The sequence below is a fragment of the Lachnoanaerobaculum gingivalis genome (genome assembly GCF_003862475.1).
Taxonomy (GTDB): domain Bacteria; phylum Bacillota; class Clostridia; order Lachnospirales; family Lachnospiraceae; genus Lachnoanaerobaculum; species Lachnoanaerobaculum gingivalis.
Genome location: NZ_RRCO01000001.1, coordinates 869175 through 882757, shown reverse-complemented (window position 1 = coordinate 882757; position 13583 = coordinate 869175). Strand labels below are relative to the sequence as shown.

General features: G+C 37.0%; 13 protein-coding genes. 12 read left to right on the top strand and 1 reads right to left on the bottom strand.

Annotated features, from left to right (window positions below):
- Positions 1-2: 2 nt before the first annotated feature.
- From EHV10_RS04100 to EHV10_RS04070, 7 genes are all read left to right on the top strand, one after another.
- Entirely contained in the window at positions 3-356 is a 354-nt protein-coding gene (locus tag EHV10_RS04100) for a hypothetical protein (protein WP_128673528.1), read from the top strand.
- A 1-nt stretch (position 357) separates the two neighbouring features.
- On the top strand, positions 358-1551 hold the full coding sequence (locus EHV10_RS04095; RefSeq protein ID WP_128673527.1) for a signal peptidase I: 1194 nt from the start codon (positions 358-360) through the stop codon (positions 1549-1551).
- Positions 1551-2624, top strand: a complete 1074-nt coding sequence (locus tag EHV10_RS04090; RefSeq protein ID WP_128673526.1) for a DUF5305 domain-containing protein — start codon at positions 1551-1553, stop codon at positions 2622-2624. The genes EHV10_RS04095 and EHV10_RS04090 overlap by 1 nt, the downstream gene beginning before the upstream one ends.
- A 174-nt stretch (positions 2625-2798) precedes the next feature.
- Positions 2799-3812 (top strand): hypothetical protein, encoded by a 1014-nt coding sequence (locus tag EHV10_RS04085; protein ID WP_128673525.1) that lies wholly within the window; start codon positions 2799-2801, stop codon positions 3810-3812.
- Positions 3813-3948: 136 nt separating this feature from the next.
- Positions 3949-4416 (top strand): YcxB family protein, encoded by a 468-nt coding sequence (locus EHV10_RS04080; RefSeq protein WP_128673524.1) that lies wholly within the window; start codon positions 3949-3951, stop codon positions 4414-4416.
- Positions 4413-5399: a TRAP transporter substrate-binding protein gene (locus EHV10_RS04075; RefSeq protein ID WP_128673523.1), complete on the top strand. Its 987-nt coding sequence runs from the start codon at positions 4413-4415 to the stop codon at positions 5397-5399. Before EHV10_RS04080 ends, EHV10_RS04075 begins: the two co-directional genes overlap by 4 nt.
- Positions 5400-5407: 8 nt before the next feature.
- Complete coding sequence (locus tag EHV10_RS04070) at positions 5408-6610, top strand: iron-containing alcohol dehydrogenase (protein WP_128673522.1); 1203 nt, start codon at positions 5408-5410, stop codon at positions 6608-6610.
- A 46-nt stretch (positions 6611-6656) separates the two neighbouring features.
- On the opposite strand, the gene EHV10_RS04065 is transcribed toward EHV10_RS04070, so the two are convergent.
- Positions 6657-7130 (bottom strand): CYTH domain-containing protein, encoded by a 474-nt coding sequence (locus tag EHV10_RS04065; protein ID WP_128673521.1) that lies wholly within the window; start codon positions 7128-7130, stop codon positions 6657-6659.
- A 219-nt stretch (positions 7131-7349) separates the two neighbouring features.
- On the opposite strand from EHV10_RS04065, the gene EHV10_RS04060 reads away from it, so the two are divergent.
- The 5 genes from EHV10_RS04060 (at position 7350) to lon (ending at position 13577) form a co-directional block, all read left to right on the top strand.
- Positions 7350-7859 carry a hypothetical protein gene (locus tag EHV10_RS04060; RefSeq protein ID WP_128673520.1) on the top strand — a complete coding sequence of 170 codons (510 nt, stop codon included), beginning with the start codon at positions 7350-7352 and terminating at the stop codon, positions 7857-7859.
- 129 nt (positions 7860-7988) lie between these two features.
- Positions 7989-9275, top strand: coding sequence for a trigger factor (tig, locus tag EHV10_RS04055; RefSeq protein WP_128673597.1), 1287 nt, complete (start codon positions 7989-7991; stop codon positions 9273-9275).
- An 82-nt stretch (positions 9276-9357) separates the two neighbouring features.
- Positions 9358-9939: an ATP-dependent Clp endopeptidase proteolytic subunit ClpP gene (gene clpP, locus EHV10_RS04050; RefSeq protein ID WP_128673519.1), complete on the top strand. Its 582-nt coding sequence runs from the start codon at positions 9358-9360 to the stop codon at positions 9937-9939.
- Positions 9940-9948: 9 nt separating this feature from the next.
- Entirely contained in the window at positions 9949-11232 is a 1284-nt protein-coding gene (clpX, locus tag EHV10_RS04045; RefSeq protein WP_034212840.1) for an ATP-dependent Clp protease ATP-binding subunit ClpX, read from the top strand.
- A gap of 50 nt (positions 11233-11282) precedes the next feature.
- Complete coding sequence (gene lon / locus EHV10_RS04040; RefSeq protein WP_128673518.1) at positions 11283-13577, top strand: endopeptidase La; 2295 nt, start codon at positions 11283-11285, stop codon at positions 13575-13577.
- Positions 13578-13583: the final 6 nt, after the last annotated feature.

Sequence of the window (13583 nt, the reverse complement as noted above, 5' to 3'; positions counted from 1 at the left end):
AAATGAAAAAGAGAATTTGTTTATGTATAGCTGCATCAATAATAGCGACAATGCTTTGTGTAAATGCATGGGCATATTGGAAGGATGAGTTAAAAGTAAAAGCCAATGTTGCCTTTACTTATGATGCACAAATAGAAGTAAAAGAAGAAGCGGTGCAAAAAGAAAGTAAGGTTGATGACGGTTCAATTTCAAAAGGTGAGCAGGAAGATACAGTTGAAAAATCTGAACAAAGAGATACTGTCAAACCTGATCAAAGAGATCTTGTTATAAGGCCGAAAAAGTCTGCAGAAACAGTACAGGAAAATCATAAACCTATAAATGAAGATAAGCCTGAAAATATCAAAGAATCCGAATGATATGAAAAAGATAAGCCTTGAAAAAAAATATATTATTTATGCAAGTATACTTTTGCTTTGTGTGATAATTCCGGCCTTACCATATATTAAGGTAAAGATATTGGAGATGCCTTTTATTGCATCTTTATACTGGTGCATACTGATAGGTATTATGTTTTTTATTTTACCATGGCTTTATATACCGGTAAAAAATCCTGTAAGCAGATATCTGGTCGGATATGGTTTATCCGGGGGAATAATATTTATAGCACTGAAATTTGTGCCCGGGGTCTTTATGAAAAAACTGGGAGCCAGTCCCTATGATACATCAATTTCAGGAATACTTGTAAATGCATTGACGATAATACCGGCAATAACAGCAAAGGAAATGATAAGGTATTACTCTTTTGCATCGGCATGTAAAACCTTAAAACATAAGAGAACAGCTATATTTTTAATAACAATAATAATGTGTCTTGTTGAAATCAATTTTGGAAATCTTTTGTCAATAAAAGAGTTTAAAGAGTTGTTTATATACAGTACACAGATTTTATTGCCGATAGCGGCAAAGAATATACTTATGTCGGTATTTGTATTTTATGGAGGTGTGCTGCCAAGCGTAGTGTATATCGGGATAATACAGCTTTTTGAAAAATGCTTTCCGGTATTGCCTGAATTATCGTGGCTTCTTGATGGTGCCATAGGAATTGTTTTTCCGATAGTCTATGCCATGTTTATATCGGATCATGTTTTTGCAACTGCAAGAAAGAGAAGTGAAGATAAAAAAAGCGATGTGATGTATCTGATTTCACTTTTAGTTGCAACAGCCTTTGCCTGGTTTTGTGTGGGAGTTTTTCCGGTATATCCTTCGGTAATACTTACAGGAAGCATGGAGCCTCTAATAATGCCGGGAGATGTGGTACTGGTACATAAAATATCAAATGAAGATGAAATATATGAACTTTCGAAAGGTGATATTATAAACTTTAAGCGCGGGAATATAATAATAACTCATAGAATTAAAGAAGTATTTAAAGATGAAGCGGGGAATGTAAGTTTTGAGACTAAGGGCGATAACAATAATGCGGTTGATGAAGATAAGGTACAACCAAATGATATAAGAGGTACAGTGATAAAAGTTGTACCTAAGATCGGGTTACTGACATTGATACTGAAAGGGCAGGATAAAATTCCGGAGGGAGTTATAGACAACTGATGAAGAAAATCATAAAAGAGAACAGTAAAAAGACAAAAGAAGATATTAAACTGACAAAAAATACAAGAATTTTTCTTTATACTTTAGGCGTTATATTGTGTCTGATAAGTTTGATACTTTTATTTATAAATATAAGACCGCATACCGAGACAGAGGAAGTGGTGGTAAACTCCTATAATATAACAACAGGTGCTTCTTATAGGGTACATCTGAAAGAAAACAATGTTTTTGAAGAAGAGTTTCTGGAAGAAGGAAGAGTATATCCAAGTGCAATTACGGATTTTATAAATATTGATTTCAAATCGGAACTTGCTGTGACAAATGCTCTAAGCATATCCGGAGATTACATTATACAGGCTGTACTTGAAGGGTATCAAACAGGGAAAGATGAAGAAAAAGTCCCTGTGTATGAAAAAATATATCCTATTGTTGAGGGTAGGGTGATGGAGAGTGTTACAAGCAGCGCTTCAATAAATGAAAGTCTCAGTATAGACAGAGCGGAATACAGAAATTATGCACAGGAGATAGAAAATGCACTTGGCGGAGAAACCGGAAAGGATTTCTACGTTGAGCTTAGCGGAAAATATATTGTGGACGGAGAGGAAAAGACGTTTTCATACAGAATTGATATACCTATAAACAATGATAAGTTCTATGAAATAAGAAAGGCTGAGCCCGGTACGGACAGCGGTGATATTAAAGAGTCAAATCTTGTTAATGTTATACCGACTTTCAGTTCTTATGCGATATTTATATTATTAATTTTTGTATCTGCAGGTATTCTTGTATTTGTAAGATTCTTTACTTCAAATATGGAGGGAAAGGAACTTGAACAAAAGAAACTTTCGGAGTTAATGAGAAAGTACGGCAGCAGAATGGTTTGTATTGAAAATCTACCCGATATTTCGCAAAAGTCTGAAATAAGAGTAAAAAGTATTATAGATTTAATAGAGCTTGCAGATGAAATCAGAGAGCCTGTACTTTATATTGAAGGTGAAAAAGAGCTGCCTAAGGACGGTAAGATATATATCCTTTCAAAGGATTATATATACTTCTTTGAGAGTAATGTTTAGATTTGATTATTCATATACTACTTTAGTGGTAGTCCAAATTATGACTTGAGTACATTTTACAAATATAATAAATGCTATACAATTAGAACATAAATGAAAAACGAGAGAATATCAGTTTTTCAAAAGTTGAGGATCATGATTCACAATTTAATATCCAATTTTTAGGAGGGAAAGATGAGAAAATCAAGAAGAAACACATTAGTTGGTGGAATAGTAGCATTAGGATTGGTATTGGCAGGAACAGGTTATGCTTATTGGACAGATTCATTAAACGTAACAACTAAGGCAACAACCGGAGATTTTGGTGTAAGATTTGTTGACCTCGGATTATACGGACAGTACTCAGATGAGACAATGAAGGGTGCAGGATGGTCAATCGTAGACGGTATAGATGAGTCAGGATTTGTTGGAGATCAGTTCTTCTTAAGAGGTCCTAAGGATTATAACAGCATTGCGGCACCTGGAACAGTTGATGCTTACAAAGATAGAGCAAAGGGATACAACAGTGTTGATTTCAATGCAGAGCTTGTAGACAAAGAGGGATTATCAAAGAAAGTTGGGCCATACAATAAGGCTGTTACAGATGCAAGCGGTAAGATTCAGATAACAGTTGACAATATGTATCCGGGATATGCACAGGTATTCCGTTCAGATATCGTAAACGTAGGTGATATCGCAGCAAAGCTTAGCAACATTAAGTTTGAGGCAAAGGCACTTGATAAGAAGGACATGGGAAATCTTGAGGATATGATCGGTGTTGCCGTATATATTCACAGAGAGCAGTACAATCCTAAGAATACAGGAAATGAAGATACATTCAAACTTGCTAAGGCAGTAGCAAGCGAAGTACCGAGTGATGACAGATTCTTCACAGTTGGCGGTGTTGACTTCGTTAGATTGTCGGCACTTGATGATGTAGACTTAAAGCAGGCTTTACAGAACAATATTATTAAGTGTGCACCTGCTACAGATCAAAGACTTGATATCTTTGTAGGTGTAGCTATGGACCCTGATGCAAAGGGCGTTTACACAACAGGTACAACAGAGAACAGAACAGATAAAGATGATAAGTTAAGCCAGGGTAAGGGAGTTCAGCTTTCAATGGATCTTCTTTGGGATCAGTTCAACGCAGGCAAGGATGCAGGAACAACAAATATCTTGGTAAACCAGAATAAGGCTGCTAAGTAATAAAAAAGTAATGGAAAAGGCTTTGACATCAGGGACGGGTTGAAATCAACCCGTCTTTTTTACGTAGGAAATGCTGTTTGCCAACCCGGACGTTTTGATATAAAATAATCCTACAACATTGGAACATGGAGGCTCTATGAATTACAGATTCAAATATAAGAATACAGCTTTTGAGTTGTTTAAGCTGTCTTTCTTCTTTTTATATTCTTCACTTGCGGGAATTGTGAATATTATTTTTACTTTTGCAATGCTTGCACTTATAAGTTCAAGGTGGCATGAAGTAAACAATTTTCTTAGAGCAATACTTGTATTTGCCGTACTGTTCTTTGTGCTCTTTCAACCTTTTATGATGTATAACAGAGCAAGAGGGAATGTGAATACTCTTAAGGAATTGACACTTGAACTTGGTGAAAAAGGAATAACGGTAGAGGCGGAAGGAAAGCACGATTATATTGACTGGAGAAGAGTCAAAGCCGGAAAGAGATTTTCGGGAATGCTTATAATTTTTACCGACAATACAAACGGATATATTTTGACAAAGAGAATTGTAGGTAAAGACTACAAAAAGATATTTGATGATATTTTGGGAAAAATAAAAGGATGAAGAGAAAACTGATATGGCTTTTAATCATTTCCGTTATGATTATTGCTACTTCATGTGTGAGAAAAAAGCCGGTTACCGAGTATGTTTTTACATATGCGGAAAATCACCCGAAAGATTATCCTACTACTCTCGGAGCATTTGAGTTTGCAAGACTTGTAGAGGAAAAGAGCAAGGGGAGAATAGTAATAGAGGTAGTATATGACGGTAAACTGGGAGATGAGCTAAGTGTTATAAAACAGCTGAAATTCGGAGGAATTGATTTTACCAGGGCCTCTATTTCACCGCTTTCAAATGATATTGCGATTTTGAATGTTTTGCAGATGCCTTATTTATACAGGGATGAGGAGCATATGTGGAATGTACTTTACAGCGAGATAGGCGATGAGATCCTTGCACAGTTTGACGGTTCAGGTATTGAGCCGCTGTCATTTTATACTGCAGGTGCAAGAAACTTTTATAACAATGTAAGACCTATAGAAGATATATCGGATCTTTCGGGATTAAAAATCAGAGTACAGCAATCGGACCTTATGAAGGATATGATAAGAACTTTGGGAGCTGAACCTGTAGCTCAAGAGTACAGTCTGGTTTACGGATCTCTTGAAAGGGGTGTGATAGACGGTGCGGAGAATAATATTCCGTCTTATATATCAGCTATGCACTATCAATATGCAAAATATTACACAAAGGATGAGCATACCCGAGTTCCTGAAATGCAACTTTGCTCTGATGTGACATGGAATAAACTTTCAGAAAAAGACAGAGCAATTATAAAAGAGGCTGCAGTAGAGAGCAGCATTTATGAGAGAGAAATCTGGGCAAAACAGGAAAAGATATATGAGAAGGAGCTTGTCGATAAAGGTATAGAGATAAATACTCTATCAATTGAGGAGAGAGCAAATTTCAAGAAAATATTGGAGCCCCTTTATGAAAAATATTGCAAGGGCTATATGGATTTAATAAATAAAATAAATGAAAAGTGAGGTAGTGTATGCAAAAGTTTAATTATTATTCACCTACAAGAATTGTTTTCGGAGCAGGAACAAGTAATGATACAGGAAGTTTAATTAAAGAGTTCGGAGTAAAGAAGGTTGCAGTTATCTTTGGTGGAAGCAGTGCAAAGAAAAGCGGTCTGCTTGACCTGGTAGAAGAAAGATTGCAGGCAGAGAACATAGAGGTATTATTACTTGGAGGAGTGGTGCCAAATCCGCTTTTAAGTAAGGCAAAGGAAATGGTTAAAAAAGCTCATGAATTCGGAGCAGACTTTATTCTGGCTGTAGGCGGAGGAAGTGTAATAGATACCGCAAAGTTTGTGGCAATAGGTGTGGCAAATCCGGATACCGATATAGAAGAGTTTTTCTTTCAAAGAAAGAAGGTGGAAAGCTCTATTCCTATAGGTTCGATTTTGACTATTGCTGCGGCAGGATCTGAAACAAGCGACTCTGCAGTTCTTACAGATGATGTAACCGGAAGCCATATAAAGAAAGGGATTAACACAGACTTTAACAGATGCAGGTTTGCGATAATGGATCCGGAGCTTACATATTCTTTACCTAAGTATCAGATAGGTGCCGGTGCGGCAGATATCTTTATGCATACATCTGAGAGATATTTTACAAATATTCTTGGGAATCATTTGACTGATGAGATGGCTGAGGGACTCTTTAGAGATATTATCAAATTTGGACCGAAGGCTGTCAAAAATCCGACAGACTATGAAGCTATGAGTGAAGTTATGTGGTGCGGAAGCGTATCACATATAGGACTTACAGGTCTTGGATCAAAAGGTGATACTCCAAGAGATGGTGACTGGTCATGCCATCAGCTTGGAATGGCTCTTTCATCGCTTTTTAACTCTACACATGGTGCAACCCTCAGTGCGATTTGGGCTTCTTGGGCAAACTATGTAAAGGAAGAAAACATAGAGAGATTTGCAAATTTTGCAAGAAAGGTATATGGAGTAGTTGAGGCTGATGATAAAAAGGCTGCTGATATAGGAATTGAAAGAACTGTAGAATTTTTCAAATCTGTAGGTATGCCTGGAAGTTTACACGAGCTTCTTAACAGAGAGGTAAGCGAAAAAGACTGTGAGGACTTGGCAATAAACTGTTCATACAATAAAACAAGAAGTATAGGAAGTTTTAAATCACTTGACTATAATGATATGTACAATATCTATATGGCGGCAAGATAATGTAAAAAGAAGGCTTTAGGAGTTGTATAAAGCCTTCTTTTCATTTTCAGTATCTCCACTTAAGTAATCCGTACTTGGATATATATGAGTTGTGGTATCTGCTGTCTGTTGTAACATCTGCTCCAAACCATACAGGAGGGATGAAGGCGTTTGCGTCTTCAACTGATTTAAATTCAACTTCAACAAGAAACAAGCTATGAAGATTACCCTTGAAAACATCAAGTTCTGCAACCAAGCCGTTTTCAAGCGGAATTTTATATCTGCTTTTTGAGATAATGATTCCGTCGCATTTTTTAAGCAGATGATTAAAAGATTCTTCATTAAGCGGAAGATTATATTCGCTTCGTGACAGCAATCCGCTTCCTTTATAAGTAAGAACATAATCATCATTTTCTTTTCTTATTCTAACTACGGGATTTGTATTTAAATACCCTTGAGTCATATCTATTCTCTCATATTTATCAAGATTGCTCGGTATTTCTTTGACAAGAAACTTTCTCTCTATTTCTATATTTTCCACACTACTCCTTTATATCAAAAACTGATTCTGTTTTGAAAAATATCTTATGACTAAAGTATAAGCCTGTTCCGGTTCATAATTAGTATACATGGTTTTTTGCACTAATTAAAGAAAATATTTAAATATAACCGACATAGAAACATTGTAGACTTAAGCTATATTTGTTATAATATTCGTGCCTTTAATATATAAAGTGTAAAAAAGGTTTTTGGAGGGATTATGAATAACACATTTTTAATTGTTGCAGTTGTAGTGGTAGTTTGGGCAGTACTTTTTGCAGTTATGATGACAATGAATAAGAAAAGACAGGTTAAAGCCAATGAATTTAAGAATGAAAATGTCAATAAAGCTATTGTCCATCTATATGGAAATAATTTAAAAATTGATGGAAATGATATTTCACAGTTTAATGTAATCATAGGTGAAAATCTTGAAAAAGTTGTGGCTGTTGAAGGTGGAAAGCATAGCATTGAGGGTGTTTTTGAGACTACAACATTAGGTGCTACAGGAAAAAATATAAGTATAAAGACAGAAAAATTGCAGTTTGAAGTTGAGTTACAAAGCGGAAATAGCTATGTGGTAGGAATATATGATTATTCACCTGAGGATAGAGAGCGCTATATAAAAGAATATGGCAATATGGGAGAGGATATTTTGGTAATGCCTCTAAGCCTTTGCAAAGAGAGTGAACATGCAAGTTGCTGTCTGGTAGTCAGTCGCAATAAGTAATTTTAGATTTAAATTATCATGAAATAAATTTGAAACTTTTTAATCACTGTTGTATGAGATTTATCTTTATGCTATAATGGTTAATTAGATATGCCTCTTGAGGCATTTATGAAACAAGGAGAAACTTTAATGAGCGTAGAAGTACAAAAATTAGAAAAAAATATGGCAAAGCTTACAGTCACAGTAGAAGCTAAAGAATTTGATAAGGCTATAGCTGATTCCTTTAAGAAAAATAAAAATAAATTCAATGTTCCGGGATTTAGAAAAGGACATGTTACACAGGAAGTTTTTGAGAAGATGTATGGTTCAGACAATCTGATTCCTGATGCTATAGACTTTATGCTTGATGCAACATATCCAAGTGCAGTAAGAGACAGCGAGCTTGAAATTGTTTCAAGACCACAGATAGAGATTAAGAATGCTAAAAAAGGCGAGGATTTCGTATACGAAGCATTGGTTGCAGTTAAGCCTGCAGTAACTCTCGGTGAGTACAAGGGCATCGAAGTAAAGAAGGCTGACGAAGTTGTTAATGATGATGATATAGCAAGTGCATTAAAGAGCGAGCAGGAGAAGAACGCAAGACTTATCACTGTTGAGGGAAGAGCTGTAGAAAGCGGAGACAATATTTCACTTGATTTTGAGGGAAGCATTGACGGAGTTCCTTTTGACGGCGGTAAGGGTGAGGATTATCCTCTTGTTATCGGTTCAGGTGCATTTATTCCGGGATTTGAAGATCAGATTATCGGTCACAATGTAGGAGAGGCTTTTGATGTAAATATCACTTTCCCTGAGAACTATCAGATGAAGGACCTTGCAGGCAAGGCTGCCGTATTTGCTTGTACAGTAAAGGAAATAAAGAAGAAAGAGCTTCCTGAGCTTGATGATGATTTCGCAAGCGAGATCAGTGAGTTTGACACAATGGCCGAGTATAAGGAAGATTTAAAGAAGCAGCTTTCAGAGGCTAAGGCAAAGAGAGCGGCTACAGAGAACGAGAATGCTGTTGTGGATAAGTTGATTGAGACTTCTACTATGGATATTCCTGAGCCTATGGTTGAGGCACAGGTTGAAGGACTTGTGGCAGACTATGGCAGAAGAATGGAGAGCCAGGGTATTACACTTGACCAGTACCTTCAGATTACAGGTATGACAAAGGCTGATTTAAACAATCAGTTCAAGCCTCAGGCATTAAAGCAGATCAAGACAAGACTTGTACTTGAGGAAGTAGCTAAGGCTGAGAAGATTACTGTAAGCGAGGCTGAGATAGATGAAGAGCTTCAGAAGATAGCAGATTCTTACAAGATGGACTTGGAAAAGATTAAGGGATTCTTTGGCGAGAATGAGAGAAAGCAGATGACTGATGATCTTGCAGTTCAAAAAGCTATTGACTTTTTAGTAGAAAATGCTAAATTAGTATAAATCAGTTTAAAAATAAGTCAGCCATAAGGCTGGCTTATTGGAGTATTAAAGGATTTAAAAAATTCTTAAAGATAGGAGAGTTATGAGTTTAGTACCTACAGTCATTGAGTCTACAAGCAGGGGCGAGAGAGCCTTTGATATATACTCAAGACTTTTAAAGGATAGAATAATTTTCTTGGGAGAAGAGGTGAATGATGTTACTGCAAGTCTTGTAGTTGCACAGATACTTTTCCTTGAGTCGGAAGATCCTACAAAGGATATCAATCTTTATATAAACAGCCCGGGCGGAAGTGTTGTGGCAGGTATGGCTATATATGATACAATGCAATATGTAAAATGTGATGTATCAACCATATGTATGGGTATGGCTGCAAGTATGGGTGCATTCCTTTTGGCAGGCGGTACAAAAGGTAAAAGATATGCGCTTCCTAATGCCGAGATAATGATTCATCAGCCTTCAGGCGGTGCACAGGGACAGGCCAGCGATATAAAGATTGTTGCAGAACAGATATTAAAGACAAAACAGAAATTAAATAAAATATTGGCGGAGAATACAAATCAGCCGATAGAGGTCATAGAAAGAGACACCGAAAGAGACAATTATATGTCTGCCGAGGAATCCCTTTCTTATGGAATCATAGATAAGGTTATAGAACACCACTAAGGAGGTATCATGGCCAATAAGGACAAAATATGTTGCTCATTTTGTGGAAAAACATCCGATCAGGTTAGAAGGCTTCTTTCAGGTCCGAACGGAGTATATATTTGTGATGAATGTATAGAATTATGTTCTGAAATACTTGAAGAGGAGCTTGACGGAGTATCTGACTACTATGATGCTTCAAATGAAATAAATCTTTTAAAACCTAAGGAAATCAAAAATTTCCTTGATGATTATGTGATCGGACAGGATGATGCAAAGAAGGTATTGTCTGTAGCGGTATACAATCATTATAAGAGAATTAAATCAAAGAAAAGCTCGGAAGTTGAGATTCAAAAGAGTAATATACTTATGCTTGGACCTACAGGTTCAGGTAAAACATATTTGGCACAGACTCTTGCAAAGATTTTAAATGTACCTTTTGCTATAGCAGACGCTACTACACTTACAGAAGCGGGATATGTCGGAGAAGACGTTGAGAATATTCTTCTTAAACTTATTCAGGCGGCTGACGGTGATGTCAAGAGAGCTGAATATGGAATCATTTATATAGATGAGATAGATAAAATAACAAAGAAGTCTGAGAATGTGTCTATCACCAGAGATGTATCGGGTGAGGGTGTGCAGCAGGCTTTACTGAAAATTCTGGAAGGCAGTGTGGCTTCGGTACCGCCACAGGGAGGAAGAAAGCATCCTCAACAGGAACTTATCCAGATAGATACCACAAATATACTGTTTATATGTGGCGGTGCATTTGACGGACTTGAGAAAATAGTTGAGAACAGACTTTCAAAGGGCAGCATAGGATTTAATTCAGATGTTGTGGAAAAGAACTCAAAGTCTATAGACGAGCTTTTCAAGATGGTACTTCCGGGAGACTTGACCAAATTCGGTCTTATACCTGAGTTTATAGGTCGTGTACCTGTAACGGTATCACTTGATATGCTTGATAAGGATGCTCTTGTACAGATAATGACAAAGCCTAAGAACGCTATTACTAAGCAGTATCAAAAACTTTTTGAGCTTGATGACGTTAAGCTTGAGTTTGATCAATCTGCGGTTGAAGAAGTGGCTAATCTTGCACTTGAGAGAAAAATCGGTGCCAGAGGTCTAAGATCCATACTTGAGGGTGTGATGACGGATATGATGTATGAAATACCTTCAGATCCGAATATAGGTATTTGTACTATTACAAAAGAAACAATTGACGGTGGAGAACCTGATATTGTGTACAGAGATAAATCTGTAAGAGCAAAAAAGAGAAAAGAAACAAATGAAAACAGCGAAAGTGCTTAAATTTAATTTTACCCTCGGATAACAACCGGGGGTATTATATTAGGGAGTAAATGAATAAATTAAAAACAATATTGATAAGGAATCAAATCATCTTTCCGGGAGAGGTGATAGGGTTTTCATCTGCAGACAGCAATATAATAAAGGCACAGCTGGATGCTTATGAGAATGATGAAGAACTTTTCATTTTAAGATACAAAGCGGACAATGAAGAGGAGAGAAAAGACAGTGCATATACCGAGACTAACGGTGTAATTGCCAAGGTTGAGAGTGTAAAAAATAAAGATAACGGTGTAATAGAAGTTGTAGTAAGAGCTTTAAGACGAGGTAAGCTGATTTCTCTAAATAATTATGCCGAAAATGAATATGAGGCGGAAGTAGAAGAGTACATACAGTCCGATGAAGGCTTTGACAGAATGTTAAACAGTCTGCAGCTTACAATGAGAGGCTATAGCGATGTAAATGAGAGATTTAAAAAACATATCTTAAATGAATTACTTGCCATAGATAACCTTCCTGAACTTTTGGACAGATTGAGGCTTGCTCTAAACCTTGATTATGAGAAGAAAAAGATTATAAATGCCGCAAAGACACCGGTTGAAGAGTCTATGTTGCTTATGGAGATTATGAGTGAAGCTATAGACAGGAAAGAAATTGCGGAAAAAATAAAATCGGAAGTAGATAAGGACATTTCAAAGAATCAAAGAGACTATATTCTCAGAGAACATTTGAAGGTTATACAAAATGAAATGGCCAAAAACAGCGGCTATGAGACTGTTTCTGACGAGTACGAAGAGAAACTTAAAAACTTGGCGCTTGCTGATGAATATAAAGAGAAGATAAAAAAGGATATTTTCAGACTGAATACGGCCGGCGGTAATGGTGCCGAGGGAAATGTAATCAGGACATATCTGGACACTGTTTTTGAAATGCCTTTCGGTGTATACAGTGAAGATTTCAATGACATAATACGTGCAAAAAAGATTCTGGATGAGGATCACTACGGACTTGAAAAAGTAAAGGACAGAATACTTGAATATCTCTCTGTAAGAATATTAAATCCTACAGGAAATTCACCAATACTCTGTCTTGTAGGCCCACCGGGAACAGGTAAAACTTCAATTGCAAAGAGTGTTGCAAAGGCACTTGGAAGAAAATATGTAAGAATAAGTCTTGGCGGAGTTGGAGATGAGGCCGAGATCAGAGGACATAGAAGAACCTATGTAGGTGCTATGCCGGGAAGAATTGTAGAAGCTATAAAGCATGCCAAAGTTGCAAATCCATTGCTTTTGTTGGATGAGATAGATAAGAGCTCAAGAGATTATAAGGGCGATGTCTCTGCAGCACTTTTGGAGGTGCTTGACGGAGAACAAAATAAGACCTTTAGAGACAGGTATCTTGAAATACCTCTGGATTTGTCTAAGGTTTTGTTTATAGCTACGGCAAATACTCTGGATACAATTCCGAGACCGCTTCTTGATAGAATGGATATAATTGAGATCAGCTCATATACTGAAAATGAAAAATATCATATTGCCAAAAGTTACCTTGTTCCGAAGGAAGTGGAAGCAAACGGTATGAAGGATAAGGGAATTCATTTCAGTGATAAGGCTATAAAGAAGATAATCCACAACTATACCAGAGAGGCCGGAGTCAGAAACCTTTCAAGAAGGATTGGGGATATCTGCAGAAAATGTGCCAGAGAATCACTTGAGGGTAAAAAGAGTTTTAAGATAACAGAAAAAAACATCGGTAAATACCTCGGAAAAGAAAAGGTAAGACATGATGAGGTTGAAAAAGAGCCACAGGTCGGAATGGTTACAGGACTTGCGTGGACAAGTGTAGGCGGAGATACTTTAAGTATTGAGGTAAATATAATGCCCGGAAAAGGAGTACTTACACTTACAGGAAATATGGGCGATGTAATGAAGGAGAGTGCCGGAATCTCAAAGAGCCTTGTAAGAAGCATGGCGAAGGAATATGATATAGAAGACGGATTCTTTGAAAGGAACGATATACATTTACATATACCTGAGGGTGCCGTACCTAAGGACGGTCCAAGTGCAGGTGTGACAATGACCACCGCAATCATTTCAGCCATCACAGGAAAAAGAGTGAGAGCCGATGTGGCAATGACAGGAGAGATAACTCTAAGGGGCAAGGTGCTTCCTATAGGCGGTTTAAAAGAAAAGCTCCTGGCTGCCAAGCTTGCGGGAGTAAAGACAGTATGTGTTCCAAAGGAAAACGAAGTGGATGTATCAGAATTGTCGGCAGAAATCACAGAAGGTTTGGAAATCGTATATGTCAAGGATATAAAAGAAGTCCTAAAGGTGGCGCTGACAGATTAAAATTTT

Bases quoted from the DNA above. Each gene is read 5' to 3' on its own strand.
- clpX (WP_034212840.1), top strand. From the start codon at position 9,949: ATGGCCAATAAGGACAAAATATGTTGCTCATTTTGTGGAAAAACATCC.
- tig (WP_128673597.1), top strand. From the start codon at position 7,989: ATGAGCGTAGAAGTACAAAAATTAGAAAAAAATATGGCAAAGCTTACA.
- EHV10_RS04075 (WP_128673523.1), top strand. From the start codon at position 4,413: ATGAAGAGAAAACTGATATGGCTTTTAATCATTTCCGTTATGATTATT.
- lon (WP_128673518.1), top strand. From the start codon at position 11,283: ATGAATAAATTAAAAACAATATTGATAAGGAATCAAATCATCTTTCCG.
- EHV10_RS04060 (WP_128673520.1), top strand. From the start codon at position 7,350: ATGAATAACACATTTTTAATTGTTGCAGTTGTAGTGGTAGTTTGGGCA.
- EHV10_RS04070 (WP_128673522.1), top strand. From the start codon at position 5,408: ATGCAAAAGTTTAATTATTATTCACCTACAAGAATTGTTTTCGGAGCA.
- EHV10_RS04095 (WP_128673527.1), top strand. From the start codon at position 358: ATGAAAAAGATAAGCCTTGAAAAAAAATATATTATTTATGCAAGTATA.
- EHV10_RS04090 (WP_128673526.1), top strand. From the start codon at position 1,551: ATGAAGAAAATCATAAAAGAGAACAGTAAAAAGACAAAAGAAGATATT.
- EHV10_RS04100 (WP_128673528.1), top strand. From the start codon at position 3: ATGAAAAAGAGAATTTGTTTATGTATAGCTGCATCAATAATAGCGACA.
- EHV10_RS04080 (WP_128673524.1), top strand. From the start codon at position 3,949: ATGAATTACAGATTCAAATATAAGAATACAGCTTTTGAGTTGTTTAAG.
- EHV10_RS04085 (WP_128673525.1), top strand. From the start codon at position 2,799: ATGAGAAAATCAAGAAGAAACACATTAGTTGGTGGAATAGTAGCATTA.
- clpP (WP_128673519.1), top strand. From the start codon at position 9,358: ATGAGTTTAGTACCTACAGTCATTGAGTCTACAAGCAGGGGCGAGAGA.